Genomic DNA, 18,114 nt, shown 5'->3' with positions numbered 1-18,114 from the left:
AAATTATATATAAATAAAAGGGAAAATGTATGAGCGATTGGGAGGCTGTCCCTGTATTGGCTGCATTGGATCTAGATGAATTAGTTGACTTTTACACAAGTAAACTTGGGTTCCATTGCGACAGTTTTGTTCCTAATGAATATGCGATAATTAGCAGAGGGGAAGCTGAAATCCATTTTTGGGCATGTAACGATAAGTACATTGCAGAGAACACTTCTTGCTATATTTTCGTGAAAGATATCCAAAGTGTGTTTCAAGAACTACAAGCGCAGACTGAAGTCTCTCCGCTTGCGGAAACTCCATGGGGCATGTTGGAGTTCCACCTAATTGATCCAAGTGGAAATTTACTTAAGTTTGGGGGTTAGTGGCCGTCGCTTTGCACTCAATATTGGAGTAACCCCCGCTACTGTATCGCGTTTTCTTGCCGGTAAAACGGCACTTCAAAGCATTAAGCGTCATGCTGTTGCCAGAACGATTTGTCATGGTCAGAGGTGAAATCAGAGTAGGAACAGCATCATGCTGTTCCCAAATTATTATATAATATGTACTAGATATCAGACAGGATTAATTGTTGTATCAATGACTTGGTAAAACGCGTTAAGGGTGTCTGCAACTGTCCACACACCCAATATAACGTGATAACCTTGATAACCTTCTGGTAAGCTACATTTATTAATAACTTGATTTCCTGGCATTCTCTCTTGGTAATCCTCAAAACAGAAAGGTGTACTATTAAATTGCTCTCTGGTTAAAGGCTTATTGGGATCCCAGTTTGGTTTGGTAATAAAATATTCCCAGCTTGCAGTTTTGTGTTGAATGACAATTTCCCATTTGAACTCAATATTACGGGTAGTAATAGCAATTTTTTTCCAGCGATCTTCTGTCTGGACATCCAACGCACCAAAGTGACCAATACCAGCACTGGCAATGTGACCATCTTCGGGACCTGCTTGTGGGAAGCCTTTCTTAGCTTCAAGAGATTGAGGCTCATATTTAACCAGCCCACAATCCGTATTTTGTTGATTTCCCTGTGCAGAACAAAGGAATGCACGACTTCCGGGGCTATCAATATAACCATGAGCCCAGGCACTATTAAATAAAGCTGCAATTATCGTAGTGGCTAAAGTCATATTCCTCACTTTATGTTTATACATAATAGTGTCCTCCATTAGACAGGATGATTTATCTATGACAAGTAAAGCCCCGGGACTTAATCATTCATTTTAGGTGAATATAATATGATTATCCATTTCATAAATTGATTAATAATCTAATTACATTAAGCTATTGAAAGCTTGTCTAAAATGTGCCTGTTATTATTTTTTGTAATATAAAACGATATGATTTTCTTAATTTATTTGACATGATTCATGCTATAAGCAATCTGTGCGTTTTAGTAGCATTTATTAACTTCAAAACACTTACTTATAGTTATGGTGATGTATATCTAACAGTCTATTCTTATGCAGATAATCTGAATGGTAAAAACTATCGATATGGAATAATGATATAGATTAATGAAAATATTAAATCATATCGTAAAAATATATAAAAAAGATATTAATTCCGTAAAATTAAATTTTTCACTATATTAATTCTCTCTTTTTAATTTGATTTCATCAGGACCAATTGAATTATCAGTTTCTACTCAGAAAGCTAATTCATATGCTTTCTATTGGCGGAAAGTAGTCCCTGCAATTCAAAGGGATATTATTTCAATTTTAATATATAGCAGAGGTTATAGTGAGTATTTTATATAATGCTGTTGTGGGGCCCGGTGCTACACCTTATTATGGCTCTATTACTGTCAATAATTTACATTATGATACTGGAGAGCAGGTTCACATTGATAACTATCTGAGTTTTAACTTTCTTTCTCCTGCCTCAATATTGCCAACCTATATAAATCCGTCATTTTCCGAATGGCAAAATTGGGGTATTGACGTTCAAAATATCTTTATTGATGCCAATACATTTTCTGTAACGGTAACAATAACTTTCCCAAATCCATATGTATTTGTTGATCCAGATTCAATAAACATTGGTGTCAATGGAGATTTGACAACAGATCCCAATAAATATCTTGATTCCTTTGTTTTTGCCGCAGACAGTGCACCAGATATCAACGGGACGGTTAATATTACCTGTGAAGAGTCACCTGATCCTGCATTAGATAACCTTCAACCTACGGTGTTGTTTACTACTGCGGGCGGGTATTCAGTATCAGTCAATGTGGTAATGGGCACAACTCAGCTGGAAAGCATCCTGGCTGGTGACTATTCGTTGAGTGCTCCAGACCTGGAAAATGGAGATTTAACTGTTGTAGCTCCGGTGCTGGTTACTCCGGCTACGATAGAGGTTACTACAGGCGGAACGACTGAAGTATCGGTCGGCTTTGGTCAAGTTGAATACTACTGCTCCGTTGATTTTACTGTTGATGATATTCTGGGGCTTGAACATGAGATATTGAACGTCACGGTATTAGATGCGATAAATGGTGACATAATTGCTAATTTTGCTACTAAAGTGAATGAAACCACTCAATTACGCAAATTAAACAGTGGCGGAGTAGTTAATATTGTTATTGACACTGTAAATCTCAATAATCAGATATACACCTTTGATGTTCTTCCGGTGGAATTACAAAATGAACTAATTGATGTTAAATACACTGCCAATTTAGTCACAATAGACAATGTAGATATAACCGATTTCTCTGAATTAACGGTGACAATAGAAACTAGTGATGTGTTGCAAGGTGGATTATCAATCAGATTATCATCTGAAGAGATGGAATATGAACAACAAATCCAGATTATATCAGGAAATTCAACGTGGCCAGTTCCTATCAAGCCAGGTATTTACACTGTTGAAGCCAGCAATTTTATCGTCTCGAAAACCGTTTATGTTGTTTCTGTGCCTGGCTCTATCACGATAAGCTCTGGTGACCAGAATGTGTTGAATATCAGGATCGAAAAATCGGCCAACCTGGCGGTGAAAGGCTTCCCTGACTTTTTGGCCTTTGGTGGTTGCGCCGATTTGACACCGACAAACCTGGATGATTTTGTTGCTGCACGCGCCTCTATGGTATTTAAATATGCTGGCATTGACGGAGCCGGCGATCCCACCCAATTTCTTACTGATGATCCTGCGGTTAGGAAAACAATAGATCTAGCGCGCAGTATTGAACAAACTCTTAATGACGGGCAACCGGTATTACCGGTAATGATTTCCTACACATGCAACCTTTCCGGTGGTGATGTTAAGAGTGTCTTGGCGGATGCGGATGCTCACATGTACAGCTATGCCAACTTCATCTTGGCATTGAATATTGCCAACTCTTATATTGATAGCACTCATGAGACGTCTGCGGGATTTATTGTGAACCCGGATTTTATCGGTGGATGCCAACAGGATGGATTAGCGGCAGATTACGCCATGCCGGTACGTGGGCCTTTGCAAGATGCGCTTGATCATTGGAGTATCCGTATTCAGATCCCTGACTATATTACTGATACTATTCAAGGCTATGTACAAAGTGTGAATTGGTTAGTCCATGTAATAGCACCGAATATGGTATTCGGCTGGCAAATTAATTTGTGGGGTACTGGGGGATCCACATGGATATATGGAAATAACGAACCAGCACAAAAAGATGATCCGATATACATTGCTGGATTAGTAGTGGAGTACATTAATTCTCTCGGAGTATTTGCTGAAAATAATAGCTCAGATTTCCTGGCGATTGACCGTTATGAAGCGGATGATCTCACTCAGCGTTCTTATGACAACGTTTACTGTTATGGCCCATTAGAGTGGGGTGTTTATTACGATTTTTGCAGTGCGATAAGCGCACAATTGAAACAACCGGTCATGCCGTGGCAGATTCCAGCAAGTCGCACGCCGTTAACATCGAATTCAGTTAACGTTGATTTTGATAGTCAACATTGGGGAACCAGTGCGAACTATTTGCTTGGTGATGCTGAATTAGGCTCGGACATTGACGCGATTAACAGCATTATCCTGAACTTTAATTTCCCATCACAAATGGCAGCACAAGTAGGGCCAACACCTCGTGCTCTATATGAGCGCGCTGTACCGTTTGATTTGACGCAACCCGCTTACCTTGACTTTGCACTACGAGGTATTTTCGCCGTTCTGCTTGGCGGCGGTTCTACTACCGGTATTGTCTCGACAATAGGTAACCCTGACTCTTGGGTCAGAGATAAACTCAACGCTTATCGTGATGATCCTGTCACGTTTGGCGATACCTTGAAGTAAATAACGATTAACTATTTGGATGGCAATAAGTAAGAAATGGGAACAGTACCATTCTGTTCCCATATTGGATATTGGACTGAATGATATTCTACTAATGTTTAATAACATAAAGATCTTTCGACGATACAAAGCCAAGTGGACTAAGATAATATCCGCCAATATAAGGCTTTACTAATCTGGCACCAATATAGTAATAAACAGGAATTGCTGGTACATCTTTTGCCAGAATATTTTCTGCTTGTTGAAAATATTTTCGATCATTTGTTGCTTTGGCTGTATTTATCAAATCATCATAAGTTTTATTGCTATATAAGAAAGTATTATTAGAACTATTAGTCACAAAGTTATTTAAAAACGTCGCAGGATTATCATAATCAGCAATCCGTGCATACCTCACCATCTCAAAATTACCTTGATGAATGACATCTAACATTGCTTTTCGTTCTTGATTCTGCAAAACAATATCTACACCCAGATTTTTTTTCCACATTGAAGTTGCGGCAATCGCAATTCTTTTATGCTCCTCTGATGTATTATAAAGAATTTTAAATTTCAATGGGTTATCTCTATTATAACCGGCTTCATTTAATAACCGTCTGGCTTTTTCAATTCTTGCCTGCTGCGTCCACAATGCATAATCAGGCTGCTCTAAATTCATCCCTCCGGTATTTGGTGGGGTATGATTATAGGCGGGTGCTTGGCCTTGTCCTAAGACTTTATTCGCTATGATCTCTTTATCTAAAGCTAAATTTAACGCTTGTCTTACCCTGACATCATTAAAAGGTGCTTTTTGGTTATTAAAATCGTAATAATAAACCCCTAATGCGGGTGTAATATGAACCTGATCGCCTAATTTAGTTTTTAAAGATTGAAATAAAACTGAGGGGATATTCTTAGTTATATCTATTTCTCCGGCCAGATAACGATTCACATCTGCTGTTTCTGATGCTATCGGAAGATAAGTCACTTTATTAATAACAGTATGTGCATTATCCCAATATTGAGAATTCCTGACGCCAACGACTTTTTCATTAACCACCCATTCAGATAATTTAAATGGCCCACTACTAACAAATACATCTGGGTGAGTCCATTTATCACCATATTTTTCAACCGCCTTTTGGCTGACAGGCACCATAACAGGATAAGCCAGCATCTGTAAAAAATAGGATACGGGCTGTTCTAAGGTTACCTCCACTGTCAAATTATTCAATGCCTTAACACCTAATTCATCGGTTTTTTTCTTGCCGGAAACAATATCTTTAGCATTGATTATATGCATATTTCCAAGATAACTGCCATACGGAGACGCAATTTGGGGATCAACCAAACGTCGCCAACTAAAAACCACATCATGGGCAGTAATAGGTGAGCCATCAGACCACTTTATTCCTTCTCTTAAATGAAACAACCAGACTTTATTATCTTTGGTTTCCCAACGAGTCGCTAAATCAGGGTTAACTTTTCCATCATTACCTGTGCTGACTAATCCACTGAAAAAATCATGAATAATATTAAATTCAACATCATTTTCAACTTTATGGACATCAAGAGATGCAGGTTCTGAACCATTATTACGAACGATATCTTGCTTAACTGCCAACATTGTATCTTCTGGAATAATTGCCGCATGAGATAATGTTAAATTTCCAACTATAAAACCAGTGAATAAAAATATATTTTTTATTACTTTCTTCATTATTCTCTCTCCAATAATATCTCATTTTTTAAACTAATGTTGCTGATTGAATAACGCTTGGCATTGACTCTTCTAGAAATAATCTTGCCAAGATATGACGCAAAAATTTATTATAACTCTACGTGTAACATTTTTCTTTAACATAAGTTTACAAGAAAATGTGATCTAAATTATATTTACACTTGATCGCTATCATCATTTACCCCATTTCTCCTGCATAACGTGCATTATACTGGAGGGATTGGCGCACCAGCATGTTCACCAAAGGAACTCGGTTTATTGTTGACGATAAATATGAAAGGCCTAAACATCCAGGAGGATGGGTACCAGGTCAGATGATAGATGATGACACGCCTGCTTAATCAACGCCAAAAACCGCTCAAGAAAAGTGAGACATAACTTATAAAACCAAAATTATCCCACCGAAACACCTCTTTCAAACGTTGCCGGAATAATCTCATCAGAGGTAGCTTGTATACCATAAAACAACGGTTGATATCACACCGTCTCTTGGTAACACAACATAATGAGGAGCATCATGGGCCGTATGCTAGAAGGTAAAGTGGTGATTGTCACTGGTGGGGCAAGTGGCATCGGAGCGGGTATTGCTTTGGCGGCTGCCCGTCATGGCGCAGCGACCGTGATCATCGGTGACATCACAGATCAACCTCGTGAAGGAGGTACACCGGTGGCCCAGCGCCTTGGTTCGATGGGTGTGAAAGTGATATTTCATCGGTGTGATGTCACTTCACGCAGTGATATGGACTCATTGGTCGATGTTTCTACGCCGTTCGGTGGTGTTGATCTGATGGCTTGCAACGCTGGAATCGCGTTAGCTACCGATGGCCCACAAATTAGTTCGGATGATTTTCATAAGTTGCTTACTGTCAATCTTGATGGCGTTCTATTCGGTGCACAGGCGGCGGCTGAACAGATGATGAAACTGGGCAAACGTGGGAGTATCGTGGCAACGTCGAGTATGGGATCCATTAGGACAGGTCAACTCACGACGGCTTATTCCACCAGCAAAGCGGGCGTAAATATGATGGTAGCTGCGTTGGCTGATGCTTTTGGACCATCGGGTATTCGCGTCAATGCGGTATGCCCAGGGTTGATCAATACAGCGCTTCCTCTTTCTTCGCCTGAAGTCGCCAAAACGTTTGATGTGTTGCGTGAACGGATGCCACTCCGGCGGCTAGGTGAGCCGGAAGAGGTTGGGAATGCGGTGGTGTGGTTAGGCTCGGATCTTGCGTCGTTTGTGACGGGTGTGTCGCTACTTGTCGATGGTGGGCAAACAGTGGTGTTGTGATCGTTTATTGGCTCAGATTTTACACCATAGCGTAAATAACACTTGCTCAGGCTTTTGTGTCAGAAGAGCCGAAGATCTGCGCCAGTCTCACCAACTGAGTAATTTTATCATTAGACGCGCCATTTCTGAGAATATCCAGTACTGTTGTGGATCCGTCTATACCGATATCAAGATCAAATGTATTGATTTTATGGATGAAAAAATAGCATTTCCTGACATCACTTATTTTTCCTATATTAGCCAGTATTTCTGGAACGCCTTTTAAGTATCCTTTATCGCTGGTTTTTTTATTGACTGAAAACTGGAAAACAGGATATAAATTTTCAACTCCCCAGTTTAATACAATGAGTTTATGATTCTCACCATACTTATTTACTGTGGGGCGGGTCACTCCTAAAATGTCAGCAACTTTGCTGGACTTGTAGACTCCGCCGAATTCCCCAAGATAGGTAAGAAAAGCATTTCTGCTTTCAATGAACTCCTCATGTTTTTTCTTCTCCAGAGTGGTCGTTTCCACTATTTCAATATAGCTGGCACGTCCTTTGATTTCCGCCCAAAATTCGTCATCAGGCAAAGTTAATAATAGGGGAATACTATCCGGATCTTTTTTTCTAAGTACTTCAATAAAATGGTCAGCAAGGTTAGTGACGCGTGCTTTGATAAGTTCAGATTGGTTAAACCCACTTGTCGATTTTATTACCCGGTTATTGGATCCTTCGGCTATTGTCTCCATTCGCACCTCAATGGTATTTTTCGATTTTAAGAATCCAGCATACATGAAGTTGTAAAATGTGGAAGTTTTGTCACCGATTTCTTTTACATGTACCCGCATCATCGCTGGAAGGTTTAATTGTATAACTCAGGATAACACTTGCTTGTAAACAAGGGCATATTCTTTGCATCCAGAAAACAAACAGATAACCGACAATGATGCTGTAATGACTATTCTGAGTTGTTCACATATTTGTCATGTAACAGTTTTCTGTTATGGTCATGGTTTAATGGGTTTTTTGTCCTACGGCACTTCAAATCCCACTTATCATATTAAACGAAATCCATAATAAAGGATCGTCAGAAGAAATAAGAGGTATGTATGCACAGCCAAATCAATTCATTACCCCAATATATGTTAGCGATCAGCATTGTTAAGCCTGGCGGCCCGGAGAAATTGCATCTGGTTCAAACGCCATTACCACGATTAGAAAAAGGCTACTTGCTCGTTAAAGTGGCGGCGGCGGGTGTTAACCGGCCTGATATATTTCAGCGAATGGGTTCTTATCCACCGCCACCTGATGCCTCTCCATTACCTGGCTTAGAGATTGCAGGAGAAGTTGTTGCCAAAGGTGGAGGTTGTGAACGCTGGAATATTGGCGATAAAGTTTGCGCTCTTGTTGCCGGCGGTGGTTATGCTGAATATTGTCTGGTACATGATTCCATTGCTTTACCCATATATGGCTTGGATTTTGTGCAGGCGGCGGCATTGCCGGAAAACTTTTTTACGGTCTGGGCTAATGTTTTCCAGACTGGCAAGTTGAAACAGGGAGAAAGTTTGCTGATTCATGGAGGAACTTCCGGGATAGGGAGTGTCACTATTATGTTAGCAAAAGCCTTCGGTGCCAAAGTGATTACCACCGTCGGCTCGGATGAGAAGGCTAAAGTTGCACACAGCTTAGGCGCTGACTTTGTTATTAATTATCGAAAAGAAGATTTTGTTGATCGGGTATTGAAAATAACAGGTAATCACGGCGTTGATGTGGTTGTCGATTTAATCGGTGGTGATTATGTCAATAAGAATTATCAAGTTGCTGCTAAGTTCGGGCGAATTATTCAGATTGGTATGATGAAAGGAAATCCTGAAAACCTTAATCTGATGCCTTTAATGCAAAAGCGTCTGACTCATACAGGTTCTACATTACGTTCACGCAGTGTGGAAGAAAAAGCAGAGATAGCCAGGGAATTGGAAAAACATGTCTGGCCACTACTGAAATCAGGAAAAGTCAGCCCATTAATTTGTAAAGTATTTGATCTGAAAGATGCCGCTGATGCACATCGTATGATGGAAGCCGGTGATGTTATTGGCAAAGTGATGCTGGTAAATGTATCGTCTTAAAAGTACTTCTTCTTAAATCAGGGCTATTTTCAACGGGTAGCCCTGTATTTTGTCTATTAACAGTTTCATGTTAGAAAAAGTCCTTATAATTAATAAGCTTAATATCTAATAAGCTATTATTTCCCTCTGTTTTATGATTGATTTTTATCCGTTATTTGTCCTCGCGCACAAAATCAGAATTTATATTTAACATTATTATTAATATTTTAACAAATGTGGACTATATCTATTAACAAACGATTGGTTGTAGATATGTTAATGACTAGTCAATTTCACCTGATAGGTTTTTTTTAATGTCTGGATTACTAAGGTATGACCAGCTTTTTGTAAGTCAGGTGACATAAAAGTTTCTGTCTGCTCATCAGAGAATGATAGTGATTTCATTAATAAATAAAGAAAATTGAAATCTCTCTGTTGCTGGCAGTCGTTTTTGTCAGTTTAAAAAGGGTATGTGATTATGAGTAAGCAGTTTACTTCGCACTTAAACATTGATGCGTTGTTTTTAGGCCCTAAATCAGAAAATGCAGTTTTTTTTAGAGAAATGATGGAATATGCCGTCAGTGAGCATATGCACTGGCGTTCTGATTTTCATCCGGAAGATCCCGCCTTGGTAACTTCAGTAGATCGTTATGAACCTGATTACAGAGAAACCCTGTATAGAACGGAGGGGATTCTGAACCAACTCTCAGCAAAATTGAAAAACACCTCTGTTCCCTGGTTTTCTCCCCGTTATATGGGGCATATCAATGCTGATACTTTAATGGTTTCTAATCTCGCCTATGTCATGGCGATGATGTACAACCCGAACAACTGTGCTCATGAGTCATCTCCGACAACAACCGGGCTGGAAATTGAAGCAGGGTTGGATTTGTGCCGGATGTTTGGCTATGACACCCGCCGGGCCTGGGGACATATTACATCCGGTGGAACCGTTGCCAACTATGAGGGGTTATGGGTTGCGCGTAATTTAAAAACCATGCCGCTTGCCATTGCAAAACACCCGCAATCTTGTGATCTGGTCGAGAATAAATCAGAGCAACAACTGTTGAATATGTCGTCATCAGATATTCTGGATTTGACTGATGAATTAAAACGGCGTGGTATTTTCGAAGAAGTTCGTGAACTTTCTTGCCGTGGTATCGGGGTAAAGCCAGGAATGCTTGGCAAAGTTCTGGTTCCGCAGTCGAAGCATTATTCATGGATGAAAGCGATGGATGTTCTGGGGATAGGTCAAGAGCACATTGTTTCACTGCCGGTAGATGAAAACTATCGTACTGATGTTGAAAAAATGCGTGAAATCACATTCAGCCTGATAGAGCAGGGCCAACCGATTTTGGCTATGGTGAGCGTCGTTGGAACCACTGAGGTTGGTGCTATTGATCGGGTTGATGAAGTTATTGCGCTACGCAAAGAGTGTGAAGAGCGTTACGGTGTCTCATTTTATTTGCATATTGATGCTGCTTATGCAGGGTATGCCAACGCAATGTTTCTTAACGGGCAGGGGGAGTTTATGGAATATGATGAACTTATCTGCCGTTATCGTGAATTAGACATTATTCCTGAAGATATTATTTGGCCTAAGCCTGAACTTTATCAAAGTTTCAGGGCAATGTGTCAGGCTGATTCGATTACCGTAGACCCGCATAAAGTTGGATTCATTCAATATGCAGCCGGTGCGGTATGTATGAAAGATAAGCGTATTGTTGACTTGATTTCCTACCGTGCTGCTTATGTGTTTGAAGACGTTGAGGCGCAATCGGAGCAATCCGCTGATCAGCATGTGGTGCTCGGCGCTTCTATTATGGAGGGTTCAAAAGCCGGGGCTAGCGCAGCCGCAATGTGGGCTGCCCATCGATTGGTTCCACTGAATATCAGCGGTTATGGAAAAGTGATTGCTTCAGGCATTGTGGCAGCCAATTGGATGATTAAAAAACTTTTAATGGCAGAACCCCTTGTTGTTGGTAAACGTCGTTTTGAAATTCATGCCATGCCGCATCCTGATTTCCATATGGTCAATTTTACTTTTAAAGAGCAAGGCAATGACGATCTGGGGCATCACAACCGCCTTAATAAACGCATGTATGAGCTTTGCTCATATGCCTCTGGCCGTACTTACACTAATGATTTTCTGACATCATCCACTTCCCTTGTTCATAGGGAATATGGTGATACACCCTGGCATTATGTTGAACGCTGTGGTTTCAGTCGAGAAGAGTGGGAGAAAGTTCACAGTCTGTATCTATTGCGTGCCGCAGTCATGACCCATTGTTTGCGTAATACTGATGATTTTGACGAGTATTGGCAGCGGCTCCAGAAGATATTTATTAAAAAACTGACTCAAGTCGTTGATGAAGAAGAAAAAAAGAAAGACGCCTGATTTTCTATTATGAAACATTTGCTGTTTATTTAAAGGGAAAAAATATGAAAAACCGTACTCTTGGAAGTACCTTTATCATAGCCGGGACTACGATTGGTGCTGGAATGCTAGCCATGCCATTGGCAACAGCCGGTGTAGGATTTGGTATAAGTTTTATCATGCTGGTTGGATTGTGGGTTTTGATGAGCTATACCGCATTATTGATGGTTGAAGTTTATCAGTATGAGTCTCCTGATACGGGATTGGGAACGTTGGCCCAACGTTATCTTGGCAGTAGTGGTAAAATATTAGCAGGTTTCAGCATGATGTTTCTGATGTATGCGCTGACATCAGCATATATCAGTGGTGCAGGGGAATTACTGACAACCAACCTCAATAAGTGGTTTGATTTATCCTGGCCTGCTTCAATCGGTGTTGCGCTGTTTACTGTGATTGGCGGTGGAGTTGTTTGCATTGGCACCAGTTCAGTAGATATGGTTAACCGAATACTTTTCAGTGCAAAAATTATTTTCCTGATATTAATGTTGGGGCTGATGATACCGCATGTTCAGCATACCAACTTACTGACTATGCCATTAGAACAAGGATTAGTATTATCCTCAATTCCTGTGATTTTCACCTCGTTTGGTTTTCACGGCAGTATTCCCAGCATTGTGAAATATATGGGGGGAGATATACGTAGATTACGTTGGGTGTTTATTATCGGTAGCGCCATTCCGCTACTCGCTTATATTTTCTGGCAATTAGCGACGCTGGGCAGTATCAATTCCGTCACATTTGTTGGTATTTTAGCTGAAAACTCAGGGTTGAATGGCTTATTACACAGTATTCGTGAAGTTGTTGCTTCACCGAGAACGGAGCTTTCAGTACAAATGTTTGCTAATTTGGCACTTGCTACCTCGTTTCTTGGTGTTGCACTTGGTCTGTTTGACTTTCTGGGTGATCTGTTTAAACGCAAAAATAATATAACAGGACGTGTGCAGACCGGGTTATTGACTTTCGCTCCACCATTGGTTTTCGCACTGTTTTATCCAAAAGGTTTTGTGATGGCTTTGGGATATGCCGCTGTTGCTTTATCCATTTTAGCACTGGTATTACCCAGCCTGCTGGCATTTAGATCCCGCCAGCACAATGAACGCCGGTATCGGGTATTAGGCGGTAAACCAGTATTGGCATTGGTATTTGCCTGTGGTGTTGCAGTGATAGCCATTCAGATCGCGCTGGTGAGTGGGATGCTGCCGAAAGTGGGATGAACATTCTGTTTTGAAGATAAGTTCTTTTTTGACCAGGAATGTATTCTCTGACAAACTGCCATATGAATTATCTGTATGGCAAGCCTATTAGTGGGGGCAGTTATGAATCATACACGTTACGAAACTGATGTAGTCGCCTGGGCAAATGAGCAGGCGGCATTATTGCGTGCCGGTAAATTTTCTGAGATTGACATAGTCAACATTGCTGAGGAGATCGAAGACGTGGGTAAGAGTGAGCAGCGTGAGTTGGCTAGCCGCATGGGAGTATTAATTGCTCATTTACTGAAATGGAAATATCAACCAAGTTATAGAGGAACAAGTTGGGAAAGAACAATTAAAGCTCAAAGAAAAGAAATTCTTTATGGCTTAAAAGAATCACCCAGTTTAAAGATGAAATTAAGCGATTCAGATTGGATTGATGTTGTTTGGTCGAAAGCCGTTGCCTCAGCAATGAATGAAACGGGGTTGGATGTGTTTCCTGATGTATGTATTTGGAGTATTTCCCAAATCCTGTCTTCTGAGTTTTACCCTGATTAAGATTTGTGATGCTGAAAGCAAGATAAGCATTTTAAAAACAAAAAAGAAAAATTAAAAGTTATGATAACAATCAGTGTTTGATCTTACGAAAAACGAATGTTGATTATAAGGAGTTGGATCATGGCGAAAGAACTATTTACTGCCACAGCAAAATCTGTAGCTGGATTGAAAGTTGAATGTACATCAAGAGATTTCTCCTTTTATTTAGATGAACCGCGTAATTTAGGCGGTACTGACCAGGGGATGAATCCTGTTGAGGCTCTGCTCTGTTCCCTGGGAGCGTGTAAATGTATCGTAGCAAAAGCCTTTGCTAAACTGCATAAAATTAATTTAATTGATATTCACATTGATCTGGAAGGTGAACTTGATACTGATGGTTTCACTGGTAAAAATAAACAAGCGAAATTAGGTTTTTCTAAAATAGTCACAAAATTTTATATTAAAGCCGATAATAGCGAAGAAGAAATTCATGCCTTTGTCGATTTTATTAATAAAACTTGCCCGGTTCATGACACTATTGAAAATACGCCAAGTTTCGCCACTGAAATATATTGTGAATAATAGGCGTCGTGTTGAAATAATTCCACAAAGGAAAGATTGTTTAAGTTAATTTAAAAACCCTCCACTATGACGCGGAGGGTTTTAACGCTTTTTACCCTGTTGATAATAATGTGGGAATTAATTACTGTTGTTTAATGATGTAAACGGTAGTTATATTACAACTCGCATTCTCCATGCCAATTTTAATATTTAAACCTTGTGCATAAGCTTGGCTTAATAGCTTATTAATATTTTCAGAGCTTGAACCTGACCAAATATAACCTGGTTTTCCACAGTTACCGACTAAATTCCCACTGAATGTATAAAGATAATGAGCAGGATTGTCCCAATCAGCTTTAATTTCTGCAACTCTAACAACGCCACTATTCGTTTCCGCTGAGAATGCCGGGGCACTAATCATACCAATGAAAATAAATAGCATAGATATTAATTTTTTCATGTTCAATTCCTGGTTAACAATAAAGAATTTGGTGTTTTGAAGTGTAGATTATACGAATAATCTTTGCACCAATTTACTGCCAATATAAAAGATATTTGTTTTAATAAATAATATAAGAATGTTTTTTCGTTAACCTTATTGAAATTAACTTTTAAAAGCCCTCTTTTTTATAAATGTCTCGCTTCCCACTATCTTGCTGCCTGGACCATTGCTTGCCTTGAGGGAATAGAAGCAGCAGAGAGTGTATTGCATTACGTTGCACCAGAGGGAGAAAAAGAAGAATATATCGCGATTATTCCAGCCCAAGTCATTTTTCTAAACGTTTCCGACAACATTATCAAAAGCATGGCAGGCGAAATATGCCGTGGTTAACTCATCATTTACAGAACATATTACAGCAGAAATTAAGTAAAAACGCCTGTTTTGCCAATAATGTGGCCATTCTTCATGACCACATTATGGATAAGGATATCCGCATGATCTTTGTGTTATGCCAATATTATATTGTCTGCGAACAGGCTATCCATACTGACGCCAACCAAAGTGACTGAGTTCTGTCCAAATGTAAACACTAAATTATTGTCCACCATCGTAGCGTGATCCAGATAACTACTTTTTTCGTCACTGCTGCCTTCTGTGCCCAGAAATACCAGTTTGTCGGTTTTATTGTAGCCGTAAACAATATCTTGCCCAAAATCGCCGCTGAACAGGAAGGTATTGTTATTACCCTGACTTTTCAGCACATCGTTACCTTCACCGCCGACAAAGACATTGTTGTTACCGAAGCCGATCAGAGTATCGTCACCATCCAGGCCGAACAGCCAGGAGCCGGAGGTTTTGGAAGTAAGGGTATCATTCCCATCGTTACCGGTTACCGAATTGGCGTACTGCTTCACCCCTTGGTTGGAATGCAAACCGTCGGCTCTGACCTGTGAATTCACTTCTTTGGTCAGAAACAGCCAGGTACTTTCCTTGCTTCTTATCGTGGAGATATCTGTGGCGATAGTGATATCACCGTATGCATCGCGCAGATACAATGTCCCCGCCTTGTCATAGGCTATTTCCGCGTTTTTTAACGACTTCTGTAAATCAAAGGTATTGTGACCTTTACCGCCAGCAATCATGTTAAACCCGCCGTCATCGCGGAATATATCATTACCGTCGAGACCGTCCAGATAATCGTTGCCTTTGCCGCCTTTAATCAGATCGTTGCTGTTAGTTCCGATAATAAAAGTACTGCCGGTGTGTTTTTCAGCATTCCGGTTTAAATCTTGCACCCAGGTATTGCCACGCGTGACGTTGGAAAGATTGCTAACGACAATAGTGGAGTCTTTATGGGTAAAGTCATAAAACGTTGAATCCATAACCCGTTGCATGCCGCTTTGATAGAAAGGCGTTACATGCGAAACCCAGGTTGACAGGTTGGCAATAGAGAAGGGCAATAGATTCCACGCGGTTGATGCGTAGTGATCGTTAAAGTTGACAATATTATTGGTAGCTGAATCCTTTGGCGCATCGTGCACACCCACTGACGCCGCCGTAGTACTGGTACCCGTCAGAACCCGGAATACTGGGTCATTCTCATATCCCACGTTCAACACCTTGTTGCCTTTCTCATACTGAGATGGCGAGGCAAAGGTTATATAGTTCGACTGAGAGTAAAACCCACCCCATTTCGTCTCACTGGACCCCGCCATGCTATTCGCCGCTAACCCACCCAAACTGTGGCCGCTGACCAGAACATCGCTCCCAGTCAGACCATGAGCTTTGGCGTAGTTGGCTACGTGATCTAACAGTCGGCCAAAAGCGTTTGGTGTATAGTTATTCGAATATTCTGTTTTCCCTAAACCTACCAACACATTATTAATAATGTCGCCGAATGTATCGGTGATTATTGATTCCCGGGGGCCACTGGTGCCACGAAATGCAATACCAATTGATGTTAGGTTACCATCGGCATCATATTTCCCCATCACCTCAGCCTGGGCAGTGGAATGACTTGATTTCTCGCCATAAAAGGTCCCTCGAGCATCCGTTTTACCCTTATAGTCCAATTCATCAGCGCTGATAGTAAACCATCCCGCTTCGTTTAGTTTATCCCGTGCTTGTTTCTCCGCATCTGGGTTCCAAGGCAATTTAGTCGAAACACCCTGCGAGGTTGTACTACCGATAAGTGCAGTCACCAGCGTTAATGGTATTCCCAAACCATAACCATAGTTGTAATACCCTTCGGCAAATCCACTACCCAGATTATGGTAAGCATATCCGGAGATAGTTTTAGCGTCAGAAAATAACTCTTTAGAAGTCGTGTCATCAAAATCTTTGTACTGAAAAACACCCATGATGCATATCCTTGTAAGGTTAAAATAAGGTTAAAAGAGTGTTCTAAAAATATTAACGAACTAGGTAAGTATAGATCTACATGAGAATTTTAAAGAGTAACCATCTGTTAATTTATAAATTAGTGAGCCATCATGAAAATTTGATATTTTCATTGGATTGATATTGCAAAATTATTGTTTGTGTGTTAAATGGAAGCTCAAATGAGAATAAACGTTCTGACCTCTCTATCACCGTTGATGGTTAAGATGGACATATGTAATTTGAAATTGGTATTAAGGATAAATAGGGGAAAATTTTATAACAGATTAATATTGCGCGAATTTTTATACAATCTCACCGACGAGCTCGTCATGACTAAGTCGTTACTGTTAGTGCGATAAATTTTTCTTTCTCTATAATGTGCTTTTCCTCACGTAGTCTACGAGATCTAAACATGAAACATTCCCCATTGCGACGCTCGCTGTTATTAGCAGGTATTACTCTTCCTTTGATCAACTTCACTTTTCCAGCTTGGGCTGGTGCTATTTCCTCATCATTGCATCAACAGCTTGCCGAGTTGGAAAACAGCACAAAAGGCCGTCTGGGGGTGACATTGATTAATACTGCTAATGGTCAAGAGATCCAATATCGAGGGAATGAACGTTTCCCTTTCTGTAGTACTTTCAAGCTGATACTTGTAGCGACGGTTTTGCATAAAAGCATGTCCCAATCAAAATTGTTAGCAAAACATATCAATTACCATGAGTCAGACTTACTGTCTTATGCACCAATTGCCCACAAAAATCTGAATCAAGGTATGAGTATCACACAATTATGTGCCGCAACGTTGCAATACAGTGACAACACTGCGGCGAACTTGTTAATTAAAGAATTAGGGGGGGTAGAGGCCGTGAACCACTTTACTCAAAGTCTTGGTGATCCTGCGTTCCGGCTCGATCGCTGGGAACCTGATTTGAACAGCGCTATTCCCGATGATCCCAGAGATACCACCACTCCAGCGGCAATGGCGGCCAGTGTGAAGAAAATCGTGCTTGGAGAGACTCTAGCTGCACCACAACGTGAACAATTGACTGTCTGGCTCAAAGGGAATACCACAGGAAATGCCAGTATTCGTGCCGGAGCACCGGTCGGTTGGGTAGTTGGCGACAAAACGGGTAGCGGTGATTATGGCACCAATAATGATGTCGCCGTACTTTGGCCCCCGG

At 40.6% G+C, this 18,114-nt stretch carries 15 protein-coding genes and 1 pseudogene; 11 read left to right on the top strand and 5 right to left on the bottom strand.

All coding sequences use genetic code 11. The features are described 5' to 3' along the window. Nucleotides 1-29: 29 nt before the first annotated feature. Both ACGF7G_RS09740 and ACGF7G_RS09735 read left to right on the top strand, forming a co-directional pair. Entirely contained in the window at nucleotides 30-365 is a 336-nt protein-coding gene (locus ACGF7G_RS09740) for a bleomycin resistance protein (RefSeq protein ID WP_387465052.1), read from the top strand. Beyond that, a pseudogene (locus ACGF7G_RS09735) lies at nucleotides 328-441 on the top strand (addiction module antidote protein, HigA family); the annotation flags it as partial. The gene ACGF7G_RS09740 and the pseudogene ACGF7G_RS09735, both read left to right, overlap by 38 nt. A gap of 113 nt (nucleotides 442-554) precedes the next feature. On the opposite strand, the gene ACGF7G_RS09730 reads toward ACGF7G_RS09735, so the two are convergent. Continuing rightward, a complete protein-coding gene (locus tag ACGF7G_RS09730; RefSeq protein WP_387465050.1) occupies nucleotides 555-1,154 on the bottom strand; it encodes a lytic polysaccharide monooxygenase in 600 nt (199 codons plus the stop codon). Nucleotides 1,155-1,743: 589 nt separating this feature from the next. Here ACGF7G_RS09730 and ACGF7G_RS09725 point away from each other — a divergent pair. Then, complete coding sequence (locus tag ACGF7G_RS09725) at nucleotides 1,744-4,281, top strand: hypothetical protein (RefSeq protein WP_387465049.1); 2,538 nt, start codon at nucleotides 1,744-1,746, stop codon at nucleotides 4,279-4,281. 91 nt (nucleotides 4,282-4,372) lie between these two features. Here the strand turns inward: ACGF7G_RS09725 and ACGF7G_RS09720 are convergent, their stop codons facing one another. Next, nucleotides 4,373-5,980 carry an ABC transporter substrate-binding protein gene (locus ACGF7G_RS09720; protein ID WP_387465047.1) on the bottom strand — a complete coding sequence of 536 codons (1,608 nt, stop codon included), beginning with the start codon at nucleotides 5,978-5,980 and terminating at the stop codon, nucleotides 4,373-4,375. 538 nt (nucleotides 5,981-6,518) lie between these two features. Between ACGF7G_RS09720 and ACGF7G_RS09715 the strand changes: the two genes are divergently transcribed. Then, complete coding sequence (locus tag ACGF7G_RS09715) at nucleotides 6,519-7,289, top strand: glucose 1-dehydrogenase (RefSeq protein WP_387465045.1); 771 nt, start codon at nucleotides 6,519-6,521, stop codon at nucleotides 7,287-7,289. Nucleotides 7,290-7,335: 46 nt separating this feature from the next. On the opposite strand, the gene ACGF7G_RS09710 is transcribed toward ACGF7G_RS09715, so the two are convergent. Further along, nucleotides 7,336-8,022, bottom strand: coding sequence for a hypothetical protein (locus ACGF7G_RS09710; RefSeq protein WP_387465044.1), 687 nt, complete (start codon nucleotides 8,020-8,022; stop codon nucleotides 7,336-7,338). Between the two features lie 360 nt (nucleotides 8,023-8,382). Between ACGF7G_RS09710 and ACGF7G_RS09705 the strand changes: the two genes are divergently transcribed. The 5 genes from ACGF7G_RS09705 to ACGF7G_RS09685 all read left to right on the top strand — a co-directional run bounded on the left by ACGF7G_RS09705 (nucleotide 8,383) and on the right by ACGF7G_RS09685 (nucleotide 14,127). Continuing rightward, complete coding sequence (locus ACGF7G_RS09705) at nucleotides 8,383-9,399, top strand: NAD(P)H-quinone oxidoreductase (protein WP_387465042.1); 1,017 nt, start codon at nucleotides 8,383-8,385, stop codon at nucleotides 9,397-9,399. A 457-nt stretch (nucleotides 9,400-9,856) separates the two neighbouring features. After that, a complete protein-coding gene (locus ACGF7G_RS09700; protein WP_387465040.1) occupies nucleotides 9,857-11,776 on the top strand; it encodes a pyridoxal phosphate-dependent decarboxylase family protein in 1,920 nt (639 codons plus the stop codon). A gap of 44 nt (nucleotides 11,777-11,820) precedes the next feature. Next, nucleotides 11,821-13,029 (top strand): tyrosine transporter TyrP, encoded by a 1,209-nt coding sequence (tyrP, locus tag ACGF7G_RS09695; protein WP_387465038.1) that lies wholly within the window; start codon nucleotides 11,821-11,823, stop codon nucleotides 13,027-13,029. A 102-nt stretch (nucleotides 13,030-13,131) separates the two neighbouring features. Further along, nucleotides 13,132-13,566, top strand: a complete 435-nt coding sequence (locus tag ACGF7G_RS09690; protein WP_387465036.1) for a DUF29 domain-containing protein — start codon at nucleotides 13,132-13,134, stop codon at nucleotides 13,564-13,566. Between the two features lie 120 nt (nucleotides 13,567-13,686). Further along, the gene (locus ACGF7G_RS09685; RefSeq protein WP_387465034.1) at nucleotides 13,687-14,127 is read left to right on the top strand and encodes an OsmC family protein; all 441 of its coding nucleotides are present in this window, start codon (nucleotides 13,687-13,689) and stop codon (nucleotides 14,125-14,127) included. Between the two features lie 121 nt (nucleotides 14,128-14,248). On the opposite strand, the gene ACGF7G_RS09680 is transcribed toward ACGF7G_RS09685, so the two are convergent. After that, on the bottom strand, nucleotides 14,249-14,566 hold the full coding sequence (locus ACGF7G_RS09680; protein WP_387465032.1) for a hypothetical protein: 318 nt from the start codon (nucleotides 14,564-14,566) through the stop codon (nucleotides 14,249-14,251). A 138-nt stretch (nucleotides 14,567-14,704) separates the two neighbouring features. Between ACGF7G_RS09680 and ACGF7G_RS09675 the strand changes: the two genes are divergently transcribed. Beyond that, a complete protein-coding gene (locus ACGF7G_RS09675; protein ID WP_208862165.1) occupies nucleotides 14,705-14,938 on the top strand; it encodes a hypothetical protein in 234 nt (77 codons plus the stop codon). A 116-nt stretch (nucleotides 14,939-15,054) separates the two neighbouring features. Here ACGF7G_RS09675 and ACGF7G_RS09670 read toward each other — a convergent pair whose 3' ends face one another. After that, nucleotides 15,055-16,908, bottom strand: coding sequence for a polyurethanase (locus ACGF7G_RS09670; RefSeq protein ID WP_387465031.1), 1,854 nt, complete (start codon nucleotides 16,906-16,908; stop codon nucleotides 15,055-15,057). A gap of 434 nt (nucleotides 16,909-17,342) precedes the next feature. Here ACGF7G_RS09670 and bla point away from each other — a divergent pair. Further along, nucleotides 17,343-18,114, top strand: a 772-nt coding sequence (bla, locus tag ACGF7G_RS09665) for a class A beta-lactamase (protein ID WP_387465029.1), incomplete at its 3' end; no start/stop codon positions are given.

It is taken from the genome of Photorhabdus sp. RM323S (assembly GCF_042879375.1).
Lineage (GTDB): Bacteria > Pseudomonadota > Gammaproteobacteria > Enterobacterales > Enterobacteriaceae > Photorhabdus > Photorhabdus tasmaniensis.
This window is presented reverse-complemented; position numbering and strand designations above follow the sequence as displayed.